General features: G+C 62.0%; 28 protein-coding genes. 23 read left to right on the top strand and 5 right to left on the bottom strand.

Annotated features, from left to right (window positions below):
* From B3B04_RS00640 to ssb, 16 genes are all read left to right on the top strand, one after another.
* A partial coding sequence (locus tag B3B04_RS00640) for a hypothetical protein (protein ID WP_409516060.1) occupies positions 1–237 on the top strand: 237 nt, incomplete at its 5' end.
* Positions 234–485, top strand: a complete 252-nt coding sequence (locus B3B04_RS00635) for a hypothetical protein (protein ID WP_292038751.1) — start codon at positions 234–236, stop codon at positions 483–485. The genes B3B04_RS00640 and B3B04_RS00635, both read left to right, overlap by 4 nt.
* Complete coding sequence (locus B3B04_RS00630) at positions 482–865, top strand: M15 family metallopeptidase (protein ID WP_292038750.1); 384 nt, start codon at positions 482–484, stop codon at positions 863–865. The genes B3B04_RS00635 and B3B04_RS00630 overlap by 4 nt, the downstream gene beginning before the upstream one ends.
* The gene (locus tag B3B04_RS00625; protein ID WP_292038749.1) at positions 862–1,284 is read left to right on the top strand and encodes a hypothetical protein; all 423 of its coding nucleotides are present in this window, start codon (positions 862–864) and stop codon (positions 1,282–1,284) included. The genes B3B04_RS00630 and B3B04_RS00625 overlap by 4 nt, the downstream gene beginning before the upstream one ends.
* A 13-nt stretch (positions 1,285–1,297) precedes the next feature.
* Entirely contained in the window at positions 1,298–1,450 is a 153-nt protein-coding gene (locus B3B04_RS00620) for a hypothetical protein (RefSeq protein WP_292038748.1), read from the top strand.
* Positions 1,451–1,655: 205 nt separating this feature from the next.
* Positions 1,656–2,591, top strand: a complete 936-nt coding sequence (locus tag B3B04_RS00615; RefSeq protein ID WP_292038747.1) for a flagellin — start codon at positions 1,656–1,658, stop codon at positions 2,589–2,591.
* A 293-nt stretch (positions 2,592–2,884) separates the two neighbouring features.
* Complete coding sequence (locus B3B04_RS00610; protein WP_292038746.1) at positions 2,885–3,751, top strand: flagellin; 867 nt, start codon at positions 2,885–2,887, stop codon at positions 3,749–3,751.
* Between the two features lie 149 nt (positions 3,752–3,900).
* Positions 3,901–4,770 carry a flagellin gene (locus B3B04_RS00605; RefSeq protein ID WP_292038745.1) on the top strand — a complete coding sequence of 290 codons (870 nt, stop codon included), beginning with the start codon at positions 3,901–3,903 and terminating at the stop codon, positions 4,768–4,770.
* Positions 4,771–4,916: 146 nt separating this feature from the next.
* The gene (locus B3B04_RS00600; RefSeq protein ID WP_292038744.1) at positions 4,917–5,753 is read left to right on the top strand and encodes a flagellin; all 837 of its coding nucleotides are present in this window, start codon (positions 4,917–4,919) and stop codon (positions 5,751–5,753) included.
* Between the two features lie 133 nt (positions 5,754–5,886).
* Complete coding sequence (locus tag B3B04_RS00595) at positions 5,887–6,753, top strand: flagellin (RefSeq protein WP_292038743.1); 867 nt, start codon at positions 5,887–5,889, stop codon at positions 6,751–6,753.
* Between the two features lie 80 nt (positions 6,754–6,833).
* The gene (locus B3B04_RS00590; protein WP_292038739.1) at positions 6,834–7,124 is read left to right on the top strand and encodes a flagellar protein FlaG; all 291 of its coding nucleotides are present in this window, start codon (positions 6,834–6,836) and stop codon (positions 7,122–7,124) included.
* Positions 7,125–7,308: 184 nt separating this feature from the next.
* Complete coding sequence (locus tag B3B04_RS00585; RefSeq protein ID WP_292038737.1) at positions 7,309–8,163, top strand: flagellin; 855 nt, start codon at positions 7,309–7,311, stop codon at positions 8,161–8,163.
* Between the two features lie 138 nt (positions 8,164–8,301).
* Positions 8,302–11,025, top strand: coding sequence for a transcriptional regulator (locus tag B3B04_RS00580; RefSeq protein WP_292038735.1), 2,724 nt, complete (start codon positions 8,302–8,304; stop codon positions 11,023–11,025).
* Positions 11,026–11,113: 88 nt separating this feature from the next.
* Positions 11,114–11,788, top strand: coding sequence for a hypothetical protein (locus B3B04_RS00575; protein WP_292038733.1), 675 nt, complete (start codon positions 11,114–11,116; stop codon positions 11,786–11,788).
* A 1-nt stretch (position 11,789) separates the two neighbouring features.
* The gene (locus B3B04_RS00570) at positions 11,790–12,212 is read left to right on the top strand and encodes a hypothetical protein (RefSeq protein ID WP_292038731.1); all 423 of its coding nucleotides are present in this window, start codon (positions 11,790–11,792) and stop codon (positions 12,210–12,212) included.
* An 88-nt stretch (positions 12,213–12,300) separates the two neighbouring features.
* Positions 12,301–12,801 carry a single-stranded DNA-binding protein gene (gene ssb, locus B3B04_RS00565; RefSeq protein ID WP_292038728.1) on the top strand — a complete coding sequence of 167 codons (501 nt, stop codon included), beginning with the start codon at positions 12,301–12,303 and terminating at the stop codon, positions 12,799–12,801.
* A 53-nt stretch (positions 12,802–12,854) separates the two neighbouring features.
* On the opposite strand, the gene B3B04_RS00560 is transcribed toward ssb, so the two are convergent.
* Positions 12,855–13,436 (bottom strand): nucleoside 2-deoxyribosyltransferase domain-containing protein, encoded by a 582-nt coding sequence (locus tag B3B04_RS00560; RefSeq protein ID WP_292038725.1) that lies wholly within the window; start codon positions 13,434–13,436, stop codon positions 12,855–12,857.
* Positions 13,437–13,593: 157 nt separating this feature from the next.
* On the opposite strand from B3B04_RS00560, the gene B3B04_RS00555 reads away from it, so the two are divergent.
* Positions 13,594–14,481, top strand: coding sequence for a DMT family transporter (locus B3B04_RS00555; RefSeq protein ID WP_292038722.1), 888 nt, complete (start codon positions 13,594–13,596; stop codon positions 14,479–14,481).
* Between the two features lie 80 nt (positions 14,482–14,561).
* Here the strand turns inward: B3B04_RS00555 and B3B04_RS00550 are convergent, their stop codons facing one another.
* On the bottom strand, positions 14,562–15,122 hold the full coding sequence (locus B3B04_RS00550; RefSeq protein WP_409516062.1) for a superoxide dismutase family protein: 561 nt from the start codon (positions 15,120–15,122) through the stop codon (positions 14,562–14,564).
* 163 nt (positions 15,123–15,285) lie between these two features.
* On the opposite strand from B3B04_RS00550, the gene gyrA reads away from it, so the two are divergent.
* From gyrA to B3B04_RS00525, 5 genes are all read left to right on the top strand, one after another.
* Entirely contained in the window at positions 15,286–18,084 is a 2,799-nt protein-coding gene (gene gyrA, locus B3B04_RS00545; RefSeq protein ID WP_292038716.1) for a DNA gyrase subunit A, read from the top strand.
* Between the two features lie 5 nt (positions 18,085–18,089).
* Entirely contained in the window at positions 18,090–18,905 is an 816-nt protein-coding gene (locus tag B3B04_RS00540) for an aminotransferase class IV (protein ID WP_292038714.1), read from the top strand.
* Between the two features lie 92 nt (positions 18,906–18,997).
* Positions 18,998–19,483 (top strand): pantetheine-phosphate adenylyltransferase, encoded by a 486-nt coding sequence (coaD, locus tag B3B04_RS00535; RefSeq protein ID WP_292038711.1) that lies wholly within the window; start codon positions 18,998–19,000, stop codon positions 19,481–19,483.
* A gap of 25 nt (positions 19,484–19,508) precedes the next feature.
* Positions 19,509–20,333: a peptidylprolyl isomerase gene (locus tag B3B04_RS00530; protein WP_292038708.1), complete on the top strand. Its 825-nt coding sequence runs from the start codon at positions 19,509–19,511 to the stop codon at positions 20,331–20,333.
* Positions 20,334–20,364: 31 nt separating this feature from the next.
* The gene (locus B3B04_RS00525) at positions 20,365–21,207 is read left to right on the top strand and encodes a peptidylprolyl isomerase (RefSeq protein ID WP_292038705.1); all 843 of its coding nucleotides are present in this window, start codon (positions 20,365–20,367) and stop codon (positions 21,205–21,207) included.
* Position 21,208: 1 nt separating this feature from the next.
* Here B3B04_RS00525 and B3B04_RS00520 read toward each other — a convergent pair whose 3' ends face one another.
* Positions 21,209–22,342 carry a Ppx/GppA phosphatase family protein gene (locus B3B04_RS00520; RefSeq protein WP_292038703.1) on the bottom strand — a complete coding sequence of 378 codons (1,134 nt, stop codon included), beginning with the start codon at positions 22,340–22,342 and terminating at the stop codon, positions 21,209–21,211.
* 192 nt (positions 22,343–22,534) lie between these two features.
* On the opposite strand from B3B04_RS00520, the gene hspQ reads away from it, so the two are divergent.
* Positions 22,535–22,849 carry a heat shock protein HspQ gene (gene hspQ / locus B3B04_RS00515; protein ID WP_292038699.1) on the top strand — a complete coding sequence of 105 codons (315 nt, stop codon included), beginning with the start codon at positions 22,535–22,537 and terminating at the stop codon, positions 22,847–22,849.
* A 3-nt stretch (positions 22,850–22,852) separates the two neighbouring features.
* On the opposite strand, the gene B3B04_RS00510 is transcribed toward hspQ, so the two are convergent.
* Both B3B04_RS00510 and B3B04_RS00505 read right to left on the bottom strand, forming a co-directional pair.
* Complete coding sequence (locus tag B3B04_RS00510; protein WP_292038696.1) at positions 22,853–24,274, bottom strand: alkaline phosphatase PhoX; 1,422 nt, start codon at positions 24,272–24,274, stop codon at positions 22,853–22,855.
* Between the two features lie 135 nt (positions 24,275–24,409).
* Positions 24,410–25,744 carry an N-succinylarginine dihydrolase gene (locus B3B04_RS00505; protein ID WP_292038694.1) on the bottom strand — a complete coding sequence of 445 codons (1,335 nt, stop codon included), beginning with the start codon at positions 25,742–25,744 and terminating at the stop codon, positions 24,410–24,412.
* Positions 25,745–26,124 lie beyond the last annotated feature (380 nt).

Genomic DNA, 26,124 nt, shown 5'->3' with positions numbered 1-26,124 from the left:
CGGCGGCGGTGCCGGAACCAGCGCAGGCGGGCAGGGCGGTGCGGGCGCAGCCGGTCTGGTCATTCTGACGGTGGTCGGATGATGAACGCCGCAACCCCCATGCCCGAATACGCCGACGTGCTGCTGGATCAGGACGCCTTTGTCGCGCCCGATTGGCTGAGCGACGAGGACTGCCTGAACGAACTGGGGCAGGACTGGTGCCGCCGCGCGCCCCAAGCGGGGGAGGAGGCGGGATGAAGCCGCCAACCTCCCAAGATCATGCCGAGGGCCAATGGTTCTGGCGCAGGCTGTTTGTCTATCTGGCGACGCTGCTGTTCTGGTTTCTTCTGCGCGATCTGGTGTTGCGCGCGCCGCCCGAGCACCTGCCGCGTCTGGCCGAGGGGCTGATGGGGCTGATGGCCTTGATGAGCCTGCTCTATCTGGTCGCGCCGTCGGCCCAGCAGGTCGTCAATCTAGCCCAACTGCGGTGGGGGCGGCGGTCATGAGCTATCGATTGTCCAATCGCTCTCTGGCGGCGCTAAAAGGCGTGCACCCCGACTTGGTGGCGGTGGTCCATGAGGCCATCCGCACCACGCCCGTCGATTTCATGGTGACCGAGGGGCTGCGATCACCGCAGCGACAGGCGGCTCTGGTGAAATCGGGAGCCAGCCGGACGCTGAACAGCCGCCATTTGACCGGCCACGCGGTAGATGTCGCCGCATGGCTGGATGGTCAGGTGCGCTGGGACTGGCCGCTTTATCCGCGCATCGCCGAGGCGTTCAAAGCGGCAGCCAAGGCCAAGGGTGTGCCCTTGGTGTGGGGCGGTGACTGGCCGCGCCTGCGTGACGGGCCGCATTTTGAACTGTGCCGAAAGGCCAATCCATGAGGGCGGGGGAGTGGCTGCGGCTGCTGTCGCCGCGTGGCTGGGTGTCGTTGGCTGTAGGCTTGGTGGTGGTGCTGGCGGTGCTTCACCTGCTGTCCGATCCGCTGGGCGTAAAGGGGCGTCGACTGGAGCAGGCACAAGCGGTGGCCAGACAGGGGCAGATGGAGGCTCGCGCGAGACAGATCGAGCAGGCCGCCACAGCCGATCAGGCCCGTCATCAGGCGACTATCCGCGATCAGGTGCAACAGGCGCGCGATGCGACGGCTACGGCTGTCGCCGAAGCTAGGGGAGAGAGTGATGCGCAAACATCTTTGGGTGATCTTCGTCGCCAGCGTCTGTCTGGCCATGACCGTCAGCTGTGCGGCATCAGGCCCGAGCTTGACGGTTGCGCCACCGCAGCTGCCGCTGCCGCCGGAGGCTGACAGGCCGTGTGCATTGGCGGTACTGCAACCCCCCGGCGATCTGGCGGCGCTGGAGACGGCCTATATGCAGCGCGGGGCCCAGATCGTGGCCTGTGATGCCGCACGGCAGATGGCGATCGACGTGCTGATGGCCGAGCGGAAGATGGCAAAGGCGCTGGGTCGGTAAATCCTTCCCGGCACCTTTTGCCGGATATTGACACCGGCAGATCATTCCATTTGCCATACGCAATTAAGTTATTGTAAAACAACAAAAATAATAAAACGAAAAGCAATGCTATCCGGCCCGCAGATTGCGGCTTGTTCGCGCGAGTAGAACGCTCCCGGCGCCAAAAGGGCGCTGGCCATCACATAAGTGAGCAAGGACAGCCAAAATGGCCAATTCGATCAACACCAACCGTGGCGCACTGATCGCGCTGCAAAACCTCAACGCGACCAACCGCAGCCTGGAAACCACGCAAAACCGCGTGAATACCGGGATGAAGGTTGCCACCGCCAAAGATAACGGAGCCATTTTCGCTATCGCTACCTCTCAGCGTGCTGAGATGGGCGCTCAAGATGCGGTTCGTCAGTCGATCCAGCGCGGCCAGTCCATCGTGGACGTTGCGTTGGCGGCAGGTGAAACCGTTATCGAGGCCCTGACCGAGCTGAAGAGTCTGGCGGTCGCTATTCAGGACGCCCCGAAGACCTATGCGGCTGATGGAACCACCGTTACCGGTCTGGGGGAGAACGCCAAGAAGCTGGTTGCTGACTTTGAAGCTATGGTGAAGGAAATTCACGTGGCTTTGGCCGGTGCCACTTTCGATGGCGTGAATGTCTTTAAGGCAGCTGACGCAGCAGGCATCAAGGTCACCATCAATACCGCAGCCGCGAACAATACGTTCGAAATCAAGGCTGCAAACGGTACCGCGGTGGCTGCGAACCTGGCGTTTGGCACTCCGGCAGGCACGGGCGCTGGCCAGTTCGACGCAGCAACCGGTGTCTGGAATCCGAAGGCTGGCAATACCACGGGCGCAACCCCGTCGGCATTGACGGACTATAGCGTGGCGAACGTTGAGGCGGCGATCACGTCGTTCACCTCGACCATGGCGGACCTCGGCACCAAGTCGAAGTCCCTGGGTCGTCAGATGACCTTTGTCGATAAGTTCCAGGACTCTCTGGAAACCGGCATTGGCAATCTGGTGGACGCAGACCTCGCCAAGGAAAGCGCGAAGCTGACGGCTTTGCAGACCAAGCAACAGCTGGGTGTGCAGGCTCTGGGCATTGCGAACCAAGCGAGCTCCATCTTGCTCAACCTGTTCCGCGGCTAAATCCGCGAAACCGGAAACCGCCAGATGGTTCTCCTGCAAAGGGGGCGGTCCGCCGCCCCCTCTTTCCTTTGCTCGGCAAGTTTTGCCGACACGCGGCAGTTATTGCCGAGTATGAGTAGGCGTTTTTTTCCTAGTTGTCCCTAGAAGGCAGGCGTAGTGCGCCCTGCATTGTGGCCAATCATTAGGTTGGGCTGTCTGGCCCGTTCCTTGCTTCTAACGTGTGCGAGCAAAAAGCTCTCGCTGCCAAAAGGGCGGCGGCTTTCACGAAGTGAAACACATAACAGGAGGCTAGAATGGCCAACTCGGTTAACACCAATCGCGGTGCGCTTATCGCCCTGCAGAACCTCAACGCGACCAATCGTGCGCTTGAGACGACCCAGAACCGTGTCAACACGGGCATGAAGGTCTCGTCCGCCAAGGACAATGGTGCCATCTTCGCCATCGCGACCTGGCAACGCGCCGAAATGGGCGCGCAAGATGCCGTCAAACAATCTCTGCAACGTGGCCAGTCGATCGTCGACGTGGCGCTGGCTGCCGGTGAGACCATCACCGAGGCTCTGACCGAGATGAAGAGCTTGGCCGTCGCCATTCAGGACGCCGTGGCGGGCTCCGACACGGCCACCAAGCTGAACGCCGACTTTAGCGCTCTGGTCACCGAAATCCGCTCGGCTCTGGCCGGTGCCACCTTTGATGGCGTGAACCTGTTCAATGCCAATCCTACGGCTGTCGAGGTTACGACCAATACCTCGGGCGGCAAGTTCACCCTGAAAACCACCTACACAGCTGATGCCGGTGCGATTGCCTCTGGCGGCGCGATCGATCCGACCAAGGCACCGGCCGATGCCGGTGTGACGCCGGCTAACAATTTTAACTTTGATACCGAGGCTCATCGCACGGCTGCGAACGTCGACCGCGCTATCAACAACTTCATGTCGGTGATGGCCGACTTCGGTACCAAGTCGAAGTCTCTGGATCGCCAGTTGACCTTCGTGGGCAAGGTTCAGGACTCGCTGGAAACCGGCATCGGCAATCTGGTGGATGCCGATCTGGCCAAGGAAAGCGCCCGCCTGACCGCGCTGCAAACCAAGCAGCAGTTGGGTGTGCAGGCCCTGTCCATCGCCAATCAGGTCAGCTCGATCGTCCTGAGCCTGTTCCGCTAATCCCGGGGGTCCGGTCGGCACGGAGCCTACCGGACCTTGATCACCTCGACGACCCTGTAAGCGTATCCAGTAACCAGTAAGCGTACGTGCGGGCAGAACGCCCAACCCGTCAAAAACGACGGGAAATGAACGTGAAATGGGAGGCCAGAATGGCCAACTCGATCAATACCAATCGCGGTGCGCTCGTCGCGCTGCAAACCTTGAACGCGACCAATAAGGCGCTGGAAACCACGCAGAACCGCGTGAACACCGGCATGAAGGTGTCATCGGCCAAGGACAACGGTGCCATCTTCGCTATTGCGACCTCGCAACGTGCGGAAATGGGTGCTCAGGACGCCGTAAAGCAGTCCCTGCAACGCGGTCAGTCGATCGTGGACGTGGCTCTGGCAGCGGGTGAAACCGTGGTCAGCGCACTGACCGAACTGAAAAGCCTTGCTGTGGCGATTCAGGATTCTGCCTCGGGTTCGTCCAGTGAATCCAAACTCCTGGCAGACTTCGATGCTATCGTGAAAGAAATTCACACCTCTTTGGCAGGTGCGACTTTCGATGGCGTGAATCTGTTTAAGGCCACTGGTGCGACCGGTGAAATCGCCGTCAGCACCAACACCTCCGGCTCGAAATTCGTTCTGAAGGCGGCGAGCCAGGCGGCCACGGCGGCTCACGCCAATCTCGCGTTTGCGGGGACTAATATCGATGCTGCCACCGGGGCTTGGTCACCCGCAGCTACCGACGCGGCCAAGCGTACCGCTTACAGCGCGGCGAACGTTGATGCTGCGATCAACACCTTCACCACGACGTTGGCCGAGCTGGGCACCAAGTCCAAATCGCTGGACCGTCAGCTTTCGTTCGTCGGCAAGCTGCAAGACTCGCTGGAAACCGGCATCGGCAACCTCGTCGATGCGGATCTGGCCAAGGAAAGCGCCCGACTGACCGCACTGCAGACCAAGCAGCAGCTGGGTGTGCAGGCGCTGTCGATCGCCAACTCGTCGAGCAGCATCCTGCTCGGCCTGTTCCGCTAACCGGTAGGGGAGGAGCCTCGAGGCAAGCCTCGGGGCCCCGACCCTGATCACCTCGAATACAGTAACCAGTAAGCGTTGAGTACAGAGCACAAGGCTCACCCCGCCAAAACGGCGGGTCTCACAAAATGTGAAAAACGGAGGCCAGAATGGCCAACTCGATCAATACCAATCGCGGTGCGCTGGTCGCGCTGCAAACCCTGAATGCGACCAACAAGGCGCTGGAGACCACGCAGAACCGCGTGAACACCGGCATGAAGGTGTCGTCGGCCAAAGACAACGGTGCCATCTTCGCCATTGCGACCTCGCAGCGTGCAGAAATGGGCGCTCAGGATGCGGTCAAGCAGTCGCTGCAACGCGGTCAGTCGATCGTGGACGTGGCGCTGGCGGCGGGTGAAACCGTTGTCGCTGCTCTGACCGAACTGAAGAGCCTGGCTGTGGCTATCCAGGACGCGCCGGAAACCGGTGACACCCAAACCAAGCTCCACGCCGACTTCACGGCTATCACCAACGAAATCACCACGGCCTTGGCCGGGGCGACTTTCGATGGCGTGAATCTGTTCCTTGAGAACGACGCAGCTATCGACGTCACCATCAACACGGCCAGCAGCGGGAACAAGTTCACGCTGAAGGCCGTCACCGCCGAAGACACCAACCCTCTGGAAGTGTCCATCGGTGCCGATGATTTCGATCTGTCGGTGCCTGACAAGGACAACCGCACCGCTGCGGCTGTCGATGCGGCCATCAACAGCTTTACCTCCATTCTGGCTGACTTCGGCACCAAGTCGAAGTCGCTGGATCGTCAGCTAGCCTTTGTCGGCAAGCTGCAAGACTCGCTGGAAACCGGCATCGGCAACCTCGTCGATGCGGATCTGGCCAAAGAAAGCGCTCGACTGACCGCTCTGCAGACCAAGCAACAGCTGGGTGTGCAGGCACTGTCGATCGCCAACTCGTCGAGCAGCATCCTGCTCGGCCTGTTCCGATAATCGGTAGGGGAGGGTGTCGTCGCCAAAAGCGGCGTCACCCGCTCCTGATCACCTCTTTAGTACCCAGTAACCGGCGCAAAATGCGCCCCGCGGCCAAAATGGCAGCGGCTTTGTAAATAGTAAGGCAGCCAGAATGGCTAACTCGATTAACACCAACCGCGGTGCCCTCGTGGCCCTGCAAACCCTGAACGCCACCAACAAGGCTCTGGAAACCACCCAGAACCGCGTGAACACCGGCATGGCTGTGTCGTCCGCCAAGGACAACGGTGCGATCTATGCGATCGCCACCTCGCAGCGAGCCGAAATGGGCGCTCAGGATGCCGTGAAGCAATCTCTGCAACGCGGCCAATCGATCGTTGACGTCGCCCTGGCAGCTGGCGAGACCGTCACGGACGCCCTGTCGGAGCTGAAGAGCCTCGCAGTGTCGATCCAGGACGCGACGGCTGACTCGGAAACCGAGAAGAAGCTGATGGCAGACTTTGAGGCTATCGTTACCGAAGTTCACACCGCGCTTGCCGGTGCGAACTTTGATGGCGTGAACCTCTTCAAAGCTACCGACGCCAACACGACCCACCAGGTCACCACCAATACCGGTGCTGCCAACAACAAATTCGTTCTGAAGGCCGCCAGCGCGGCAGCTTCGGCTGATTCGTTCGAGTTCGGGGGTACCCCGGACGCAGCGGCAGGCACTTGGACTGCGGCCACGGATGTGACTGCCAAGCGCACGGCTTACACCGCTGCCAATGTGGACACGGCCATCAATGCCTTCACCTCGACCCTGGCCGATCTCGGTACCAAGTCGAAGTCTCTGGATCGCCAACTGACCTTTGTCGGTAAAATGCAGGACTCGCTGGAGACCGGCATCGGCAATCTGGTGGACGCTGACCTTGCCAAGGAAAGCGCCCGTCTGACGGCTCTGCAAACCAAGCAACAGCTGGGTGTGCAGGCGCTGTCTATCGCGAACTCGTCGAGCAGCATGCTGCTGGGCCTGTTCCGCTAACCTGATGGGGCGGGCGGCAAGAATCGTTCGCCCGCCCTCATCACTCACTATGAAAGGACGCGCAAAAGGCGCGAACAGACATGACAGATACCATCTCCGCCTTAGGGGGCGCTTCCAGCGTTCCTGCCGAGACGATGAAACAGGATCTGACCCCCGCTCCGGCTCCTGCCGAGAGCGCCAGCCGTCGCCAAGCGCCGGATCTGGGGCAGCAGCGTCTGGTCATCGAGCCGGTCAGCTCGCACCGCTATGTCTATAAGGTGCTGGACTCGCACACCGGCGAGGTCATCCGCCAACTGCCTAACGAGCACGTTGAAAAGATGATCACCGACCCCGCCTACCAGCAGGGTGGTCTGGTCAAGACCTCGGTCTAAAGACTTTCGCGCCAGTCCCCCACGGCGCGGTTGTTCAAAATCTCGGCTCGCACCCCTGGCGGTGCCAGCGCCCCCGGATAGCAATGCCGGGCGGCGCAATCATGGTTTTTTCTGTGTTAACCATACGCTCACGACTCATGGTTAATGGTGAAGTCGGTACAGAAAGTCCGGGGGCGTCGAAGCCATGACCACAAGCGTTCATACAAACAGCTCTGCGCTGATTGCGCTGCAGAATCTGAATAATACGAATTCCAAACTGTCCTCTACGCAGAACCGGATCAGCACCGGTTTGAAAGTGCAGGGCGCCAAAGACAATGCTGCAACGTGGGCCATCGCCCAGAACCAGCGCGCCGATACGTCGGCTCTCGACTCCGTTAAATCCAGCCTGAACCGCGCCACGTCGATCGCAGACGTCTCGCTGGCCGCTGGTGCCCAGATTTCCGATATCATCGTCGAACTGAAGGCCAAGGCCGTGGCTGCTGCGGATCCGTCCGCCTCGGAAGCCTCGCGCAAGGCCTATGACGACGAGTTCCAGTCGCTGCTCAAGTCGCTGCAATCGTTTGCCGACAACGCCACCTTTGATGGCGAGAACATTCTAAACGGCGCGAACGCCGCCGTTCCGCTTTCTTTCCTGGCCAGCGCCGATGCGCAGGAAAAGATCGACCTGAACCGTCAGGATCTCACCTTGGCCGGTCTGGGCTTGGCGGCTGATGCCACGGTAACCCCGAACGTTGACGCGCCAAGCCTGCTGGAAACTGCAGACGCCGAGGCGGCACTGGCCCGCGTCGAAGAGGCTTTGCAAACCTCGAACTCGCGTCTCGCCGAGTTGGGGGCCCAAGCCAAGCAGATTGAAAAGCACAACATCTTCGTCGGCAAGCTGATGGACTCGCTGGAAGTGGGCGTCGGCAATCTGGTGGATGCCGATCTGGCCAAGGAAAGCGCCCGACTGCAAGCCTTGCAGGTCCAGCAACAGCTTGGCGCGCAATCGCTGTCGATCGCCAATCAGGCCCCGCAGATCATCCTTTCGCTGTTCCAGTAAACAGCGGGCAGGGAGACACGCTTCTGAAACCGGCTGCGGCATAGGTCGCAGCCGGTTTTTTCGTGTCCGCATTAAGCGCCGCAGTTAACGATTTCCGGTCGCGGATACTGTAAAGCTAGGTGGGCAAAGGAGTGCGCCGTGTCGCGGATCGACAACAGCTATCTGCTGGGACTGTGGGGGCTGGATACCAGTGCCTTCGGCGCGCCCGTGGCTGCGGCCCCCGTCAAGGCGCAACCGACCGCACCGTGGTCGGGCGCCGTGGCCGACAAACAGCCAACCCAGTCCGAACTGCTGCGTTCGGCGCTGAACGGCCGTCGCTTCATCGACGAAGGGGCCAACAAGCTTGATCTGCGCACGAAAACCTCGAGCGAGTATCGCACCCTGTTTGCCCTGCACACGGGTCTGCAAATGCTGGAAGCCTTGTCGATGCGCGCCCTCGACAAGAATGTGCCCAAGGCCGAGGCTGCCCGTCTGGAGCAGCGTTTTGCGGCGGGTATGAAGGAAGTGACGGCCTATCTGGCTACGGCGGGCAGTCAGGTGGACACGGTGCGCTTGATCAACGGCGTTTCGTCCAGCCGCGCCCAATCCACCACCAAGATCGCGCGCGACAACCATGTCTATAATACCGGTGCCATCCACAGCGGCTCGCTGTCCGATCCGGTCGAGGCGTTTCAGGGCGATGTGCGCTTTGGCATCACTGTTCGCAGTGGCAGCACCACCAAGACCATTGACATCAATCTGAACGACATGGGTGCCGAGCCGCGCACCATGGACAAGGTCATCCAGCACATCAACGGCAAGCTGGAAGCCGCTGGCGTCGAAACACGTTTCAGCCGGCAGGATATCAAGGGCGAAGAGCGCACCATGAAGGTGGGCGACCGCACCATCACCCTGCCGTCGACCTCTTCCAGCTGGGGTCTGACCGTCACCGGTAGCTCGGTCGAGACGGTTGGTTTTACCGTCCCCACAACCGGTACAGCCGTTCAGGTGGTTCAGGGCACAGGCATTCCGGGCCAGCGCCAGACGCTGAAATTCGACCCTAACGCCTCGGGCTCCAACGGTATTGGCGAAAATAACTGGGTCGAGGGCCGCACCCACCAGACCATACTGCCCGACGGGCTGAGCGCGGTTCGGGCTTCGGCGGCGACCGCCGACGGCGGCATGTGGATCGTGGCGGACATGACCACCTCGTCTGGCGGTCACTCCGTGCGCGGTCAGTCCGATGTCGTGCTGATGAAGTTGGACTCTGCAGGGCAGGTGGTGGTCAGCCGTGGCCTTGGTGCGGCGTCGCAGGGCGCGGGTTATGCGATTTCGGTGGCTGATGACGGCCGCGTGGCCGTGGCCGGTTCGGTTACGGGTGGCCTGATCCCCGGTCAGAGCGTGGCCAATGCCAATCTGTCCGACAGCTTCGTCACCGTGTTTGACGCTCACGGCGTGGAGCAATGGACCCAGTCGCGCGGCGCGCGCGCAGCCGATGAGGCGACGGCGGTTTCGTTCGGCAGCGATGGCCGCGTCTATGTGTCGGGACGGGCCCAGTCGGCCATGCCGGGGGCGGGGACCGTTGGTGGCTGGGACGGCTATGTTCAGGTCTTTGGCGAAAACCAGTCCCATGCGGCAGCTCCCGTTGTCGGGGTTTCGCTTGGAGCCCAACAGTTCGGCACGGTCGGCGACGATAATGTGCAGGCCATGACCGTCGATGGAGACAATCTCTACACAGCGGGTATCGAGAACGGCAGCTTTGTCGTGCGCCACTTCCGCATTGGCGCGGGCGGTGCTCCCGAACTTCTGAACACGCGCAATCTGGGGGCGTCACACAGTGGCGAGATTGCCGGTATCGCGGTGGCCGATGGCAAGCTGATTGTCTCGGGGGCCACGCGCAACAGCGGGCTCAACGCAGGCACCGTTACACGCGCCCATGCCGGTGGTTCTGACGCCTTTGTCGCCAGTCTTTCGACCGATCTGAATGCCGCTGGCAGCGACCGCCTGACCTATTACGGCACCGAAGGCGAAGACACCGCCGCCGACGTCAAGGTCGTGAACGGCGAGGTCTGGCTGACCGGGGCGTGGAACGGCACCCGCACCGCCAAGGACACCGACCCAACGACCGCCTATCTGGCCAAGCTGGACGCCCAGACAGGGGCCGTGGACTGGAGCCGTACGTGGACGGGCGACAAGCAGAAGGCCACCCCGCTGACCTTGTCGGTCACGCAGAACGGCAGCAGCGTGCTGGATCGTCTCGGCCTGCCGCAGGGCGAACTGGTTCAGGACCTGTCGCAAAAGGTCGTTGAGGCGACAGGCCTGCGTGTCGGTGACCGTTTCTACGTCACCAACCCCAACACCAATCGGAAAACTGCCGTCACCATCGACGCGCGCGACACGCTGCAAACCTTGGCGACCAAGATCGAAACCGCCTCGGGCCGCCATCTGAAGGTGACGGTTTCGACGGATCGGGAAGGGGCGGGCGCAACAGAAGGCGACAGCCGCGTGTTGGCCGGTGGGGCGCAGTATCTGACCATAACCAATGCCGATGGTCGTAAGGGGGCCTTGATCTCGGCGGGCGAGACGGGGCGGGACGCGTTGGCGGGCTTGGGTCTGACGGCGGGCTATGTCGGCAAGACCGATGACAAGCGCAAAACCATCGGCCTTGATCTGCCAGCCAGCCTGAATCTGTCCAGCGCCGACGCCGCCCTGAAAGCGCGGGACTATGTCCAGTCGGCCATGCGCGCCGTGCGCGAGGCCTATCGCGCCATGAGCCCTACCATGCTGAATGCGGGCAAACAGGTCGTCGGCGCGCCGTCGCTGTACATGCAAAACCAGATCGCCAACTACCAAGCGGCCTTGGCCCGCTTGTCCGGCGGCTGACGGACTGTCAACAAGGCTGGCGACCCTGACAGTTGACGTGGGGGGCGCGGTAAGGGTTATTGAAGCCATCACTGGCGTCGAGACCCGAATGGCTTTTTCAAAAGACACCCGCACAGTTCTGATGGTCGGCGCGGGACTGGCTGTATTGGCTGGCGTTGCAGCTGCCCTCGTATTCGGGGCGGGTAAGGCCAATGATCCAAATGCGGTTCCGCCCGCTGCTGAAGGCGGCTTGAAAATCGATCTGGCAGAGGCTCCGGCTTTGGAGCCCACGCGCCAGCTGCGATGCTTCGTGGACGGCCAGTTTGTCGGCATGGCCACTTTGGCTGACTGCGCCAACCGTAACGGGGTAGCCTCCAGTGCGCTGGACGTGGGTCTGGATTCCACGGGTGCGCTGGCTGCGGCCCCTACGGCGGCATTCGCCCCCCCACCGACAGCACCGGTCACGGTGGCCCCCTCGGGCCAACCTTCGGGCGCAACGTCGCAGGCTCAGGCCTCGCCTCCCCAAGCGTCGGCGACGGGCGGGGTGTGTCTGCGCCATGTCGGCTCGGAATGGCGTCAGGTTGGCACCGGAATGTCCATCGGTGCCTGTGCGCAGGCCCTTTATTCCGGCACCTGTGTGCGTTCGCCGGGCGAGGCCCAATATGGCCGTTGGAATGATGTGACCTTGCGTCTGGTACCGCGCCGCGTGGAACAGTCGTCCGACAACAGCCGCTTCACCACTCTGGCGGCCCAGAACCGCGCCTGCCAATTCCCGGACCTGTAAGATGAAATCTTTCGCTCTGACATTCTTGCTGGCCGGATCGGCCTTGGCGCTTTCAGCCTGTCAAAGCCAGCCGCAGGCCCCCCTCGACGAGGGCGTGTGCTATCACGTCGGCAAGGATGATACGCAGGAACACGGCATCCGTTATAATGTCGTGGCCCGTGACCAGCCGCAGATCGAGTTCTGCGCGGCCCGTCTAGAGGAGCTGCGCATCAAGTTTCTGCGCATGGGCGGATCCAACAATGAGCTGGTGGGGGCCTATCAGGGCCAGTACATCTTCATTGACCGCTTTGGCGTGAAGTTCGGCAAGACGCTGGACGGACAACGCTTCTTTGCGCTGGCCCGCACGGGCGATGGACGACTGGCCATCCCCGGTGCCATCCAGCGCCAAATCGACGGCCAACCCATTGCGGTTGCGCCTAACTAATTCTGGTCACCGGATCAGAACGAAACTGGAACATTCCGCCGCAGTCCGCTAGGCTGTGGCGGACAAAAATAATCTAAGGACATCGGTCATGGCGGGTAGCGTCAACAAGGTCATTCTGGTCGGCAATCTGGGCCGCGATCCGGAAATCCGCACCCTGAACTCGGGCGATCGCGTCGCAAACCTGCGTATCGCCACCTCGGAAACGTGGCGCGACAAAGCGACCGGCGAGCGCAAGGAAAAGACCGAGTGGCACTCGGTGGTCATCTTCAACGAAAACATCGTCAAGGTGGCCGAGCAGTATCTGAAGAAGGGCTCGACCGTGTACATCGAGGGTGCCCTTCAGACCCGTAAATACACCGACGCCCAAGGCATCGAGAAATACTCGACCGAAATCGTCCTGCAACGCTTCAACGGCACCCTGACCATGCTGGGTGGTCGTTCGGACGGCGGTCAGGGCGGCGGTTACGGCGGTGGCCAAGGTGGCGGCCGCAACGACGACGACTATTCCTCGGGCTTCTCCACCGGCGGTGCCAACCGCCCGTCGGGTCCCAAGGAAAGCTATGACCTGAACGACGACATTCCGTTCTAAGTCTCGTCAGATTTCCTGAAAAAGGCCGCTGGATCATCCAGCGGCCTTTTTTTTCATCGGTCGAAACGGCTCTTGGTAGCGGCCTCGGACAAGGCCTGACGGACCGCTGCGGTCAGTTCTTCCATTGTCGACACCTGCCGCACGCCATAGGCCTCGGCGGTGATGTCGACATTGCCTTTGCGCCAAAAGCCGTCGGGGGCCAGCACGATCAGTTTGCCGCCGCGGGCGTGTAGCCCCATTTCCAGCAGGCTGATCGGGCTTTGGGTGCCCGGCGCGAAATACATGACGATGACGTCACTGGCTTCCAGTGCGGCCAGTTCCCATTCCACCTGACGGCGGAACTCGGGCTCGGACGCTTCGGGCTTCCATTGCGGGTTCCAGTCAGGCCGACGCGGATTCAGGATAACCACGTCCATATCTGACAGGGCACGGGTCATCGCCGCCTGCCAGTCGGGGGCCCCGCCCATGTCGATGCTGCCCCCTAGAAACAGGCGCGGCAGGCTGTGGTCCAGCGGCAGCGGAGTGGGTGAGGTCACCAGCACCGGTTCGGCCCACGCCATAGCGGGCGCGGACAATGCGCCCACCATTGCTGTCACAGCCGTCAGGCGACGGATCAGTCGGGTGCCAAAAACCATAAGCCACTATCCCTTTGTCACCGCCGGAGCTGTGGCGGTATTCGCCCTGCGCCATAGCCGTATTGATCGCCCTTGCGAAGCCCGACAGATGAACGAAATGCGCTGACACTGTTCGTGAGAAGCCAATGGTCTTCGGCTATGGCATGGGCGGATTACGATGTTGGATCAGAAGCTCAGTCCCCTGGAGTTGGCTGCTATTGCGGCTATCGTCATTATTTGGGGCGTTAACAACGCAGCGGCCAAGCTGGCCACCGAATACATGCCGCCGATGATGGTGGCGTCCCTGCGCTTTATGATCGCAGGCGTGTGCCTGTTGCCGTTCCTGCGACCGCCGTTTCCGAATTGGAAGAGCATGGTGCTGATCGCCTTGCTAGGCGGTCCGGTGCACTATGGACTGATCTATTACGCCTTTTCGATCTCGCAGGACGTTAGCCCTGTGTCGGTCGCTACCCAGATGTGGATCCCGTTCACCACCCTGTTTGCCTTCCTGCTGTTGGGCGAGAAGGTCAAAATATCGGCCATTATCGGCATGCTGGTCGCCTTCGTCGGCGTGGCGTGGATGACCGCGGATCCCCATGCCTTGGCGGACTGGGAGGGGATTGTGTTTGGCACGCTTGGCGCTGCGGTCTGGGCGCTTGTCACGGTAATTGCCCGCCGCACCGCCTCCATCCCGCCGCTCAAGATGCAGGGCATTCTGGCATGGACGGCCTTGCCCAGCCTGGCGCTGGGGTCGTTCCTGTTCGAGACCGGCCATCTGGAAGGCGCGCGAGCGGCCACGCCTTTGGTTTGGGGCTCCGTGCTATGGGCCGGTCTGCTGTCGTCTGTGGCGGCGACCACCTTGTTGTTCTGGCTGGTCCAGCGACGCGAGGCAGGTCGTGTGACGCCCTATCTGCTCGGCTCGACCGTGGTGTCGGTGCTGATGGGTTGGCTGTTCATGAATGATGTGCTGACCACCCAGATCATCATTGGTGCCTCGCTGACCATGGCAGGCGTGATCGTGGTGGCGGCTGCCGAGCGGGGCCTGCGGTCGGGCGCGGCCCGCTAAGGGCAACAGGATTTCAGTCAAGAAAAAGGGCGGGGCACCATGCGGTGCGCCGCCCTTTGTCGTTTGGCCGACAGTGTGTCTTAGCGGGCGGCTTCGATCACGCCACAGGCCACGCGGTCGCCGGCACCGCCAATGGGCTGGCTGCTGTGGTCGTCGGCATTGGCGTGGATCACGATGGCCGAACCGTCGGCATCGGCCAGCAGCACGCCCGGCAGCCCCTGCTGCAGGCTGGCGCGGGTGCTGAACAGCTCGGCCTTGGCGACACCGTTGGCGTCAGCAAAGATGTTCGGCAGGTCGCCATCATCGGGACCGGCCGGGTTCAGCAGGCCGTGCGGCACCTTCGGATCGGCATGGTTGATGTGGGCACCGGCCGAGGTGAAGGGGGCTTCACATTGGGCAGTGGCATGCAGGTGGATGCCGTGCCAACCCGGCGTCAGGCCTTGGGCTTCGACCACCATCAGCAGGCCGGTACGGCCCTGTTTCAGCGTCACCTGACCGGCGGACTGGCCCTGACCATTGATCAGGTTCACGGTCTTGGTCGCGGTGGCTGCCGGTGCGGCCTGTCCCGTCGCGTGCGCTGCGCCGTGACCCTGATGGTGGCTCTCCTGCGCCGTGGCGGCGCACCCGACGGTGAGGGCCATGATCCCGCTAGCGGCAACGACGATTGCAGATTTTTTCATTGTCATTCTTCCTTTGGCTATCGGCATTTTGGCCCTTCGCAGCTTTTGCCACGACGGCCCTAGAGTGCTAGAACCGACCCTAGCGGATCACGTTCCGATTCCGGCCATTTAAAGCCTGATTTCCTTGACCGACGACAGTTACCAAAACGGCGCCCCTTCGGCATCCGGCGATATTGCGACTATCACTATCGAGAACGAGCTGAAACGTTCATATCTCGACTACGCCATGAGTGTGATCGTTAGTCGCGCCCTGCCGGATGCGCGCGACGGCCTGAAGCCCGTTCACCGCCGCATCCTGTATTCGATGCACGACCTGAACATGTCGCCCGAGCGCAGCTATTCGAAGTGCGCCCGCGTTGTGGGTGACGTGCTGGGTCGTTTCCACCCGCACGGTGACAGCTCCGTCTACATGGCTCTGGTCCGTATGGCCCAGGACTTCTCCATGGGCCTGACGCTGGTGGACGGTCAGGGCAATTTCGGTTCGGTCGACGGCGATATGCCGGCCTCGATGCGTTACACCGAGTGCCGCATGACCCACGCCGCTGTGGCCATGCTGACCGACATCGACAAGGACACTGTCGATTTCCAGCCGAACTACGACGAAAAAGAACTGGAACCGGTCGTTCTGCCGACCCGTATTCCGAACCTGCTGGTCAACGGTGCCGGCGGTATCGCCGTGGGTATGGCGACGAATATCCCGCCGCATAACCTCGGTGAAGTTATCGACGCCTCGATCGCCCTGCTGGACGACGAGAACATTTCCGACGATGCCCTGCTGGATATCGTTCCGGGTCCGGACTTCCCGACCGGCGGCGAGATTATGGGCCGTACCGCCCCGCGCAACGCCCTGCGCGACGGTCGCGGTTCGGTCATCGTGCGCGGCAAGGCCTCGATCGAAGAGATCCGCAAGGATCGCGAAGCCATCGTCATCACCGAGCTGCCCTATCAGGTCAATAAACAGACCCTGATCGAGCGTATCGCCGAGATGGTGCGCGAGAAGCGTCTGGAAGGCATTTCCGACGTCCGCGACGAATCCGACCGCGACGGCATGCGCATGGTCATCGAACTGAAGCGCGACGCTTCGGGCGATGTGATCCTGAACCAGCTTTATCGTTATACGGCGCTGCAATCGTCGTTCGGCGTCAACATGCTGGCGCTGAACCGTGGCCGTCCGGAACAGATGGGCCTGCGCGCCCTGCTGGAAGCCTTCCTCGAGTTCCGCGAAGAAGTCATCGTCCGCCGCATCAAGTTCGAACTGAACAAGGCCCGTGACCGTGGTCACGTCTTGGTCGGTCTGGCTGTGGCTGTCGCCAATATCGACGAAGTGATCCACATCATCCGTTCGTCGGCTGATCCGGCCGAAGCGCGCGAGCGCCTGCAGGCCAAGGCCTGGCCGGTGGGTGACATGATGGCTCTGGTCGATCTGATCGCCGACCCGCGCACGGTGCTGGTCGAAGGCGGCCTGATCAAGCTGACCGACGAACAGGCCAAGGCCATTCTGGCGCTGACCCTTTCGCGCCTGACCGGTCTGGGCCGCGACGACATTTTTGGCGAGGCCAAGTCGCTGGCGGATACCATCGCCGGTCACCTCGAAATCCTGTCGGATCGCAAGAACGTGCTGGCCATCATCCGTGAGGACCTGCTGGCCGTGAAGGAGCAGTTCGCTGTTCCGCGCCGCACCGTCATCGGTGAGGGCGATCACGAGATGGAAGACGAAGACCTGATCCCGCGTGAGGACATGGTCGTGACCGTCACCCACACCGGCTATGTGAAGCGTGTGGCTCTGAATGCCTATCGCACCCAGCATCGCGGCGGTAAGGGCCGTTCGGCCATGTCGATGAAGGATGAAGATGCCATCACCGGCGTCTTCTCGGCCTCGACCCACACGCCGGTCCTGTTCTTCGCCACCAACGGCAAGGCCTATAAGCTCAAGACGTGGCGTCTGCCGCTGGGCACGCCGCAGTCCAAGGGCAAGGCCTTCGTCAACCTGCTGCCGATCGAGCCGGGCGACAGCATCATGAACGTGCTGCCGCTGCCGGAAGACGAAGCGACGTGGGGCGACTACGACATCATGTTCGCCACCAAGTCGGGCGATGTGCGTCGTAACAAGCTCAGCGATTTCGCTACCGTGAACCGTGCGGGCAAGATCGCCATGAAGCTGGAAGACGGCGACCACATGGTCGGTGTCGCCATCTGTAATGCCGAAGACGATATCCTGCTGACGACCGCTCTGGGCCGCGCCATCCGCTTCAAGGCGGACGATGTGCGCGTGTTCAAGGGCCGTGACTCGACGGGCGTTCGCGGTATCCGTCTGCAAGACGGCGACGAGGTGATCTCCATGGCCGTTCTGGGCCGCGTGGACGCTTCGCCGGAAGAGCGCGCGGCTTACGTCAAATATGCCAACGCCAAGCGCCGCGCTGCGGCTGGTGAGGGCGAGGACGACGCGGCATCGACCGAGGCCGAGGATGATGCCGTCGCCGCCGTCGATCTGTCGGCTGAACGCATCGCCGAACTGGAGGCTGCCGAGCAGTTCATCTTGACCGTTTCCGAAAACGGTCTGGGCAAACGCTCCAGCGCCTATGAGTACCGCCGCACCGGTCGTGGTGGTCAGGGTTTGACCGCACACGGTCTGGGTGGCCGCGCCGGCAAACGTCTGGCCGCAGCCTTCCCGGTGGACGCCGCCGATGACCTGCTACTGGTCACCGACGGTGGCCAGATGATCCGCACGCCGGTCGAACAGGTCCGCATCGTGGGCCGCTCCAGCCAGGGCGTGATGATCTTCCGCACCGGCAAGGACGAGCGCGTCGTTTCCGTCGAGCGCCTGCCATCGCAAGGCGAGGACGAGGCTGACATCGAGGCCGAAGGTGTGATCGAGGGCGAAGCCGTCGAGATCACCGAAGCGCCGACCGCTTCGGAAGACTAAGCCTAATGGCCGTCGAACCCGTCATGTGGCTCGACGGCCATTTTGTATCTGCTGAGACCCAAGACCTGATCCGTGCCCAGTCGTACGGGGCCTATACTTCGTTCCGTGTGGAAGACAGCGCGGTGAGGGGACTGGACCTGCACCTGTCGCGCCTGTCGAAATGGGCGCTAGACCTGTTTGGGGCCGACATTGACCGCCATGCGGTGAAGCGGGGGCTGGCTCAGGCTGTGGCCGGACGCGAGCAGGCGTGGATCAAGATCAACCTGTTCTCGGACCAGATCACCCCGCGCACTCCCGAGGCCGTGGTGCGCCCCGGCGTTTTGATCAGTGTGACGCCCGCGCCTGCGCCGTTAGGAGCAGGGTTGCGCTGTGTGGGTCTCGTGCACGAACGCTATCGGCCCGAGATCAAACATGTGGCGACCTTTGACCTGATCCATGCGCGCAGAGAGGCACGCATACAGGGCTATGACGATGTGGTTCTGATCGACCGCTTCGGCCGCCTGACCGAAGGCGGCACGTGGAACCTTGGCTTCGTGCAGAGCGATACGGTGATCTGGCCTAAAGGGGCTATGCTGGATGGCGTGGCCCAGATTTTAATCAAGCAGGGTCTGGCCGATATGGGCGTTGAACAGCGCCAGGAAGTGGTCGATCTGGACGCGCTGGGGGTTATGGATGCAGCCTTTGCCTGCAACAGCGCAACGCCCTGTGCAGGGCTGGCCTCGATCAACGACATCCGCTTCGCAGGCGCGCCCGATTTACTGGCCAAGGTGGAAGCGGCCTGGCGTTCGCACCCGCCGCACGCGATCGTCCGCGCACCCTAATCAACGGGGAAGTGAAAGCATTTCCGCTGTTCGGCGGATTTCGCACCTGCTAAACGAAGGGCGCTCAACGTTGGGGAGGCTTAGGAAAGCCTATGCGTATCGGACTTTATCCGGGCACTTTTGATCCGGTCACCAATGGCCACCTCGACATCATAGGTCGAGCCGTGAAGCTGGTCGACAAACTGGTGATCGGCGTGGCGCAGAATGATGCCAAGGGTCCGCTGTTCTCCACCGACGAGCGCGTGGAAATGCTGCGCCGTGAAGTGGCCCAGTTCGGTGACGCCGTGGAAGTGCGCCCGTTCAGCAGCCTGCTGATGCATTTCGCCGAAGAGCTGAATGCCAACTGCATCGTGCGTGGCCTGCGCGCCGTGGCCGACTTTGAATACGAATTCCAGATGACGGCGATGAACCAGCGCCTGAACAGCGAGATCGAAACGGTCTTCCTGATGGCCGATCCGCGTCATCAGGCCATCGCCTCGCGTCTGGTCAAGGAAATCGCCATGTTGAATGGCAATATCGAGAGTTTTGTCAGCCCCGCCATCGCGGCCGAGGTGCTGGACAAGGTGCGCAAGCGCTGAGACCCAGGTTGATATGAAAAAGCTGATGATTTCTGCCGTCGTCGCCTCGGCTATGCTGGCGGGCGGTGCTGTTGCCCAGACTTCCGACTGGCGTACGGTCACGCCCGAAAATCTGTGGGTGATCGACACCTCCAAGGGGCAGGTTCTGGTGGAGCTGGAGCCTCGCGTGGCCCCGAACCACGTAGAGCGTATCCGCACTCTGACGCAGAACGGCTTTTACGACGGCCTGAAATTCCACCGTGTGATCCCGGGCTTCATGGCCCAGACCGGCGATCCGCAGGGCACCGGACAGGGCGGCAGCGATCTGCCGGATATCGCGGGCGAGTTCAGCTTCCGTCGCGGTCGCGATGCGGGCTTTGTGCCGGTCGAGAACGCAGGCGAAGGCTATCGCGGCTTTGTCGGCAGCATCGCCATCGGCACCCAGCCGGACGCGCAGATGTTCCTGACCACCGATATGAAGGTGAATGCCACCCCGCTGTTCTGCGGCGGTGTGGCAGGTATGGCCCGTGCGGCCAGCCCCAACAGTGCCAACAGCCAGTTTTTCCTGATGTCGGGCCAGAACGATGCCCTGAACGGCGGCTATACCGTGTTTGGTCGCGTGCTGAAGGGCCTGGACGTGATCAAGAACCTGCAACCGGGTTCGGAAGCGGCTGACGGGGCGGTGGCGGCCAATGCCGACACTGTGACCCGCGCCCGTCTGGCCTCCAGCCTGCCGGAAAATGAACGCCCGAACGTTCGTGTAGCTGTGGCAGGCAGTGCGCCGTTCACTCAGGCCATCGAAGCTGCCCGCGCGGCCAAGGGGGCCAGCTTCAACATCTGTGACGTCGAGGTTCCGGTCCAGATCGGCTAACGGGCGTCAAACCGTCAGGGAGGGCGGTGTGATGACAGCGATTAGGTTTGTTGCAGCCGCCGCTCTTGGCGCGGCCCTGATGTGTGCGGGCGCAGCCCGTGCGCAGGATGACTGGCGCACGGTTAAGGCCGAACGTTTGTTGGTGATCGATACCAATAAGGGCCGCATCCTCGTCGAGATGAACCCCGATCTGGCCCCAAACCATGTTCAGCGCATTCGCGAACTGGCGGGGCAGGGGTTTTATGACAACGTGAAATGGCATCGCGTGATCGACGGCTTTATGGCCCAGACCGGCGATCAGACCGGCACGGGCGAGGGCAGCAGCCCGCTGCCTGACCTCGACGCCGAGTTCACTATCCGTCGTGATCCGCAGTCCACCTTCAGCGCTGTGGCGCGTCCGACCGGCGCGCAGGTCGGCTTTATGGACACGGTGCCGGTGATTACGCAGCCGGACAGCTATTTTGCCCGCTCATATGACGGCAAGGTTCACGCTTGGGCCACCTATTGCGAGGGCGTGGCGGGTATGGCGCGCGACACGGCTGAGAATAGCGCCAATGCCCAGTTCTTCCTGATGCGCGCGGCCTATCCATCGCTGGATAAACGCTACACCGTCTGGGGCCGCGTGATCGACGGCCAGTCGGTGGTCAACGGGTTGAAAGACAGCCCTCTACCCAGCGGCATGGTGGATGAGCCAGATGTGATGACCCGCGTGCGCATGGGCGATCAGCTGCCTGAGGCCGAGCGGCCCGTGGTTCAGGTGGAAGACACCCGCAGCACGGCTTTTGCCGCGCGGGTGGAAAGCGTGCGTCAGGCGCGCGGTGCCGATTTTTCGGTCTGCGATGTGCCCATCAATGCGCGGGTGACCGCTCCCTGATCTAGTCCGTCGTCGAGGAGGAGGAGGATGTCGCCGCGCCGCGCGGACGGCTTCTGCGCCGCCGACGTTTACGCTTGCGTGTCGGGCGCGGCGGGTCCTGCATCAGGGTCAACAGCAGACCTTCTCTCAGGCCGCGATCGGCCACGCGCACCCGCTCGCACGGCCATGCACGCTGAACCGCCTCAAGGATGGCCGCGCCGGCCAGCACCAGATCTGCACGATCCGGCCCGATGCAGTTTTCTGCCGCACGGCCTGCCGGACCCAATTTGATCAGGCGATTGGCGGCCCGCTCGCAATCGGCGCGCGTCATCCACAGACCATCGACCAGATCGCGCTGATAACGGCGCAGACCCAGATGGATACCTGCCAGACTGGTGATCGCGCCTGAGGTGCCGACCATGTGGGCACGACCTTGCTCATACAGGGCATGGTACGTCGCATCCTTGGGCGCGCCCTTATCGATGGCGGCAGCTACATCGGCGACCATGGCCTCATACCAGACCTGCGGCGAGGTGGTGGGCTCGGGGTGACGTTCGGCCAGAGTGACCACGCCCATGGGCACGGACGTCCAGCCAACGGTTTCCTGACCGGTTTCGGTGCGGCGCATCCACGACAGTTCGGTCGAGCCGCCACCCACATCGATCACCAGAACGGCCTCGGCCTCGGGGTCGATCAGGTTCAGACATCCTGCCACCGACAGGCGAGCCTCTTCGGCTGTGTCGATGATGCGCAGGTTCAGGCCTGTGCCACGGCGCACGCGCTCGATGAACTCCGGCCCGTTCTCGGCGGCGCGACACGCCTGGGTCGCCACGGCGGCCAGATGAGCGGATTTAAGCCCCTTGCGGGCGATGCGCTCGGCACAGAAGGCGAGGGCCTCATAGGCGCGGTCCATCGCCCCTTCGTCGAGGCGACCTGTACGCGACAGGCCTTCGCCCAGTCTGACGATGCGGCTGAAGGAATCGACCACACGGAAGCCGTCACGCGAAGGCCGCGCGATGAGCAGTCGACAATTGTTGGTCCCGAGATCAAGCGCACCATACAAGGGTGCTTCTCGACCAGGGTCCCCCGAACGCCGGGGCCTCGGGGGCTGGGACCGGGTGTCGCGCCGCGGGGGCGCGCCAGGGGTCTCCGGCATGGGGCCGACTTAGGTTGTGGGCGGTCCAAAGTGGCGCCCGTCTCCGACACGTTAGCCCGCGCGTCACCTGTTCGCCAAGCCCCCCCGTCTAAGCAGCCGACCTTATCCCAAGCGAAACCGCTTTATTACATTTGGGTACAAGTATTGGCACTCAGGAGCGCAACTATTAGTCGGACCGTACGTATCCGCTGTATGACCTGCCATCGCACCGCACAGTTCGGCCTCGGCCAACAGGTTCGCCACCGGGACCACGCCTTTTACGGCTTGGTCATGGATGTCGATGCGCGCTACTGCGGACCGGTCGACGAGACAGGCGACCTGTCACCCGATCAGCCCTTTTACTCGGTTCTGGTCATCGCAGAGGATGCGACAGTGATTGCCTACGCGGCGGAGGAAGCCTTGGTACCCTCGGATTCCATCCAGCCCCAGCTGGCGCAACAGGAGCGCCGCTGGTTCAATGTAGACGTCAATGGGCGCCACGTGCCCGTAGAACACACCCTGCAATAGGGATCAGACGCGGAAAGCTTCCCACGGACCTGTGATGGCGACGGTCGTACCGGGCGCATACAGGTTCACGAACATGGTCTGTCCGTCGGGCGAGAAACAGACGCCGGCCAGTTCGTTGTTGGTCTCGTCTTCGTCGTGTGGCTCGGGATTGCGGGCAATCGTATAGATACGGCCATCGGGCATGACGCCCTTGATGTGGTTGGTGCCGACCTTGCGATCCTCGCAGCCGATCACGTGACCATTGGGCGCGATGGTGATGTTGTCGACATAGTCCAGCACGGCGCGGTCGGTAGATTCGATGAACAGTTCCAGTTGACCCGGCTGCAAGGCCTCGTCATGCGCGCCTTCCCGCGGCGAGGGGGTATAGCGCATGATCTGGCCGTGCTGACCGACACCGCCAGAGGTGCAGGTGAAGTACAGGTGGTCATCTGCCCAGTGGATCCCTTCACCGCGCGCGAAGAAGGCGGCACCCTTGGCATGGCCGCGCAGATTCAGATCGCCGTTGGGGCTTTCGACCTCATCCATGTCGATCCATTGCACCGCCAGAGTGTCGGACTGTTTCCACAGTACGCTGTTCCAGTTGCGGGTGTCGGCGGAGGGCTGACCGGCAATAGCCAGCGCCTGTAGGCGACCACCCTTGTCCAGATGGCGCGGATCGACCGGCAGATAGCGGTAGAACAGGGAATCCGCGACGTCTTCGGTCATATAGACGACGCTCGTGCGCGGATCGATACAGGCGGCTTCGTGCTTGAAACGGCCCATGGCCTTGATCGGCTTGGGCTCTACCAGGCCTGTTGCGTTCGCAGGGACTTCAAACACCCAGCCATGGTCTTGCGACAGGCCGTCTTTGACGCCAGCCACGGTTTCCTCGCACGAGAGCCAAGACCCCCATGGAGTCTTGCCGCCGGCGCAGTTGACCGCCGTACCGCCCAGGGACAGATGGCTGCGTTCCAACTTTCCGGTTTTGAGGTTGTAGACCAGCGTCGTCGTGCCGCCGCCCAGCGGATAGACGCCGCCGTCCGGATCGGGATAGACGCCAAAGACCGAGCTTCGGTCGATGTTGTCGGCCAGACGGTGCTGGGCCCCCCACGCGGTCTTGTTGGTGTCCAGCGGGTTTACCTCGTGGTTGCGCACGAGGATGACGCGGTCGTCGTCCAGCGGGAAACAGCCCATGCCGTCAAACTTATCCGGCGTACGCAGGCCGTCGCTCATGGTATCGCCCACTTGGGACACCACGCGGTAGGAAAAGCCCTCGGGCAGATCCAGCAGGCCGTAGGGGTCTCGCTTCAAAGGTCCATAGCCGAAGACTTCATTGCGCGACGGGCCGTCAACGAAGCCGTTGGAGACCGCTTGGGCGCGGCGGGCATAGCCAGCAAGGGCGAGGGCAGTAGCGGAGGCCATAAAGGCGCGACGGGACTGGATCATGCGCGCTCCGATAGAGTGATTGGGCTACGGCCCGATGACGGTGTTTTGACAGGCCGGTGACGCTCGGCAGCTTTCATAAACACCTGGATCTCGCCTGCGTTTTGCTCACGCCGGAACTTTCCTCATCGCGCAAACCTAGGCGCGCTGGAAGGGGTAGGAGTCGTTGCCGAGGTGCAGGATGGAAGTCAGTTCGTCCAGCGCCCCACGGCTTTCCTCCAGCAGCAGCGGATCAGCCAGATCAGCAGGGCGCAGCTCGTCGCGGTACCAGCGCAGCGCCCATACGGTCAGACGCGCATGCAGTTCCTCGGTCATGCGCATGCCGCCATTGGTGGCTGCCAGTTCATCGTCGGTTAGCACTACGCGCAGGCGCAAGCACGCGGGGCCACCGCCATTGGCCATGGATTGGCGCACGTCCACATATTCGACACGGCCAATCGGCCCGTTCGATGCGGCCAACTGTTCGGCCACGGCATGGCTGCGCGGGTTGTCGCGCGTCTCGGTCGGGCAGATCAGGGTGAGGCGGTCTTCGCCCGGAATACGGATCAGCATGGAGTTGAACAGATAGCTGCTGATGGCGTCTTCCAGCGGCAGGTCCGCCGCCGACACCTCGACAAACTTTGGCTCAAAGCCTTGGGCCGCGGCGCGGATGGCGGCCTTGGTCCCGTCGGTGTCCTCAAAGGCCAGTTCGTGGAAAAACAGCGTGTCCAGTGCGCCGACGCAGACCACATCGTTGTGGAAGGTACCGCCCGCAATAGCCGCCTTGCCCTGACGGGCCAGCACCACGCCCGAGGCCGTGTGGCGACGCATGATGGCGTCACAGGCCTCGCGCGTCTGACGCGCAGGGAAGGGGCCATCCCACGCCTCAAACGCCTCACGCCCCCAGACCATCAGATTGACGCCGCGCTCTCCGTGATCGGCGCATAGGCGCACGTGGTTGGCCGCCCCTTCATCCGCCAGATGGCCGACGGGGCGCAGGGCATTGTGAACCGCAAAACGCGTTGTGTCGGGAAACAGGGCGTGCAGGGCCGCTTGTGTCTGCTGATGCTCCAGACTGCGGTGCAGATTGGTCACCAGATTGGCAGGCGTGAAATGCACGCGACCATCGTCGCTGTCGGCGCTTGGGGTCACGGTCGCCGCATTGGCCGCCCACATGGGCGAGGCAGAGCACGCCGCCGCCGCAAAGGTCGGGGCCTCCTTCCACGCCTTTTCCAGCACCTGTTTGTCGGTGCCCGCAAAGCCGATGGAGCGCAGAAAGGGAATGTTGGGCCGCTCATGCGGGGGCAGCACAAACTGCGGCAGACCGAGGTCGGCCAGCATCTTCATCTTGTCCAAGCCCTGCAACACCGCCGCCCGTGGCGACGACGCCTTGGCCTTGTTCAGGCTGGACGCCAGATTGCCCGGCGACAGCCCCGCATAGGAATGGGTCGGCCCAATCAGGCCATCAGCATTGGCTTCAATTGCTTGGGTCATGGCGCTGTCGGAATGATGGTCGTGTAGTCGGGGGAAATTGTCGCAAAGGTGCTAATGTAAGTTATGAGTAGAGGCATTATAAAAAACAGATATGTAATAAATATCGACGCAGTCAAAAATATCGAAATAAAAAATTCAATCCAGTTCCAGCCTCGAAAGTAGAGGCTAATAATGGTCATAAATACAGTGAACACTATAAATGCGACATGTCCTATGACGATTGCTATCCGAGGAGAGCTACCGAACCATATCTCTACAAAAGTAACGAAAATAAATAAGATTACAGATGCGGATGCTAAACAAATTGGGAATGAAGAATTTTCTTTTATTTTTTCAACAAGGCTTTGAGGGCCGATACGACGATCTATACGCCCATTGGA

The sequence above is a fragment of the Brevundimonas sp. UBA5713 genome (assembly GCF_002419815.1).
Taxonomy (GTDB): Bacteria; Pseudomonadota; Alphaproteobacteria; order Caulobacterales; family Caulobacteraceae; genus Brevundimonas.
Note: the sequence above shows the minus strand (reverse complement) of the source record. Positions and strands in the feature narration are given on the sequence as shown.

What these genes read in the sequence shown, in the direction of transcription:
- B3B04_RS00635 (WP_292038751.1), top strand. Translation starts at nt 234, where the DNA reads ATGAAGCCGCCAACCTCCCAAGATCATGCCGAGGGCCAATGGTTCTGG.
- B3B04_RS00630 (WP_292038750.1), top strand. Translation starts at nt 482, where the DNA reads ATGAGCTATCGATTGTCCAATCGCTCTCTGGCGGCGCTAAAAGGCGTG.
- B3B04_RS00625 (WP_292038749.1), top strand. Translation starts at nt 862, where the DNA reads ATGAGGGCGGGGGAGTGGCTGCGGCTGCTGTCGCCGCGTGGCTGGGTG.
- B3B04_RS00615 (WP_292038747.1), top strand. Translation starts at nt 1,656, where the DNA reads ATGGCCAATTCGATCAACACCAACCGTGGCGCACTGATCGCGCTGCAA.
- B3B04_RS00610 (WP_292038746.1), top strand. Translation starts at nt 2,885, where the DNA reads ATGGCCAACTCGGTTAACACCAATCGCGGTGCGCTTATCGCCCTGCAG.
- B3B04_RS00605 (WP_292038745.1), top strand. Translation starts at nt 3,901, where the DNA reads ATGGCCAACTCGATCAATACCAATCGCGGTGCGCTCGTCGCGCTGCAA.
- B3B04_RS00600 (WP_292038744.1), top strand. Translation starts at nt 4,917, where the DNA reads ATGGCCAACTCGATCAATACCAATCGCGGTGCGCTGGTCGCGCTGCAA.
- B3B04_RS00595 (WP_292038743.1), top strand. Translation starts at nt 5,887, where the DNA reads ATGGCTAACTCGATTAACACCAACCGCGGTGCCCTCGTGGCCCTGCAA.
- B3B04_RS00590 (WP_292038739.1), top strand. Translation starts at nt 6,834, where the DNA reads ATGACAGATACCATCTCCGCCTTAGGGGGCGCTTCCAGCGTTCCTGCC.
- B3B04_RS00585 (WP_292038737.1), top strand. Translation starts at nt 7,309, where the DNA reads ATGACCACAAGCGTTCATACAAACAGCTCTGCGCTGATTGCGCTGCAG.
- B3B04_RS00575 (WP_292038733.1), top strand. Translation starts at nt 11,114, where the DNA reads ATGGCTTTTTCAAAAGACACCCGCACAGTTCTGATGGTCGGCGCGGGA.
- B3B04_RS00570 (WP_292038731.1), top strand. Translation starts at nt 11,790, where the DNA reads ATGAAATCTTTCGCTCTGACATTCTTGCTGGCCGGATCGGCCTTGGCG.
- ssb (WP_292038728.1), top strand. Translation starts at nt 12,301, where the DNA reads ATGGCGGGTAGCGTCAACAAGGTCATTCTGGTCGGCAATCTGGGCCGC.
- B3B04_RS00560 (WP_292038725.1), bottom strand. Translation starts at nt 13,436, where the DNA reads ATGGTTTTTGGCACCCGACTGATCCGTCGCCTGACGGCTGTGACAGCA.
- B3B04_RS00555 (WP_292038722.1), top strand. Translation starts at nt 13,594, where the DNA reads ATGTTGGATCAGAAGCTCAGTCCCCTGGAGTTGGCTGCTATTGCGGCT.
- B3B04_RS00550 (WP_409516062.1), bottom strand. Translation starts at nt 15,122, where the DNA reads ATGGCCCTCACCGTCGGGTGCGCCGCCACGGCGCAGGAGAGCCACCAT.
- B3B04_RS00540 (WP_292038714.1), top strand. Translation starts at nt 18,090, where the DNA reads ATGGCCGTCGAACCCGTCATGTGGCTCGACGGCCATTTTGTATCTGCT.
- coaD (WP_292038711.1), top strand. Translation starts at nt 18,998, where the DNA reads ATGCGTATCGGACTTTATCCGGGCACTTTTGATCCGGTCACCAATGGC.
- B3B04_RS00530 (WP_292038708.1), top strand. Translation starts at nt 19,509, where the DNA reads ATGATTTCTGCCGTCGTCGCCTCGGCTATGCTGGCGGGCGGTGCTGTT.
- B3B04_RS00525 (WP_292038705.1), top strand. Translation starts at nt 20,365, where the DNA reads ATGACAGCGATTAGGTTTGTTGCAGCCGCCGCTCTTGGCGCGGCCCTG.
- B3B04_RS00520 (WP_292038703.1), bottom strand. Translation starts at nt 22,342, where the DNA reads ATGCCGGAGACCCCTGGCGCGCCCCCGCGGCGCGACACCCGGTCCCAG.
- hspQ (WP_292038699.1), top strand. Translation starts at nt 22,535, where the DNA reads ATGACCTGCCATCGCACCGCACAGTTCGGCCTCGGCCAACAGGTTCGC.
- B3B04_RS00510 (WP_292038696.1), bottom strand. Translation starts at nt 24,274, where the DNA reads ATGATCCAGTCCCGTCGCGCCTTTATGGCCTCCGCTACTGCCCTCGCC.
- B3B04_RS00505 (WP_292038694.1), bottom strand. Translation starts at nt 25,744, where the DNA reads ATGACCCAAGCAATTGAAGCCAATGCTGATGGCCTGATTGGGCCGACC.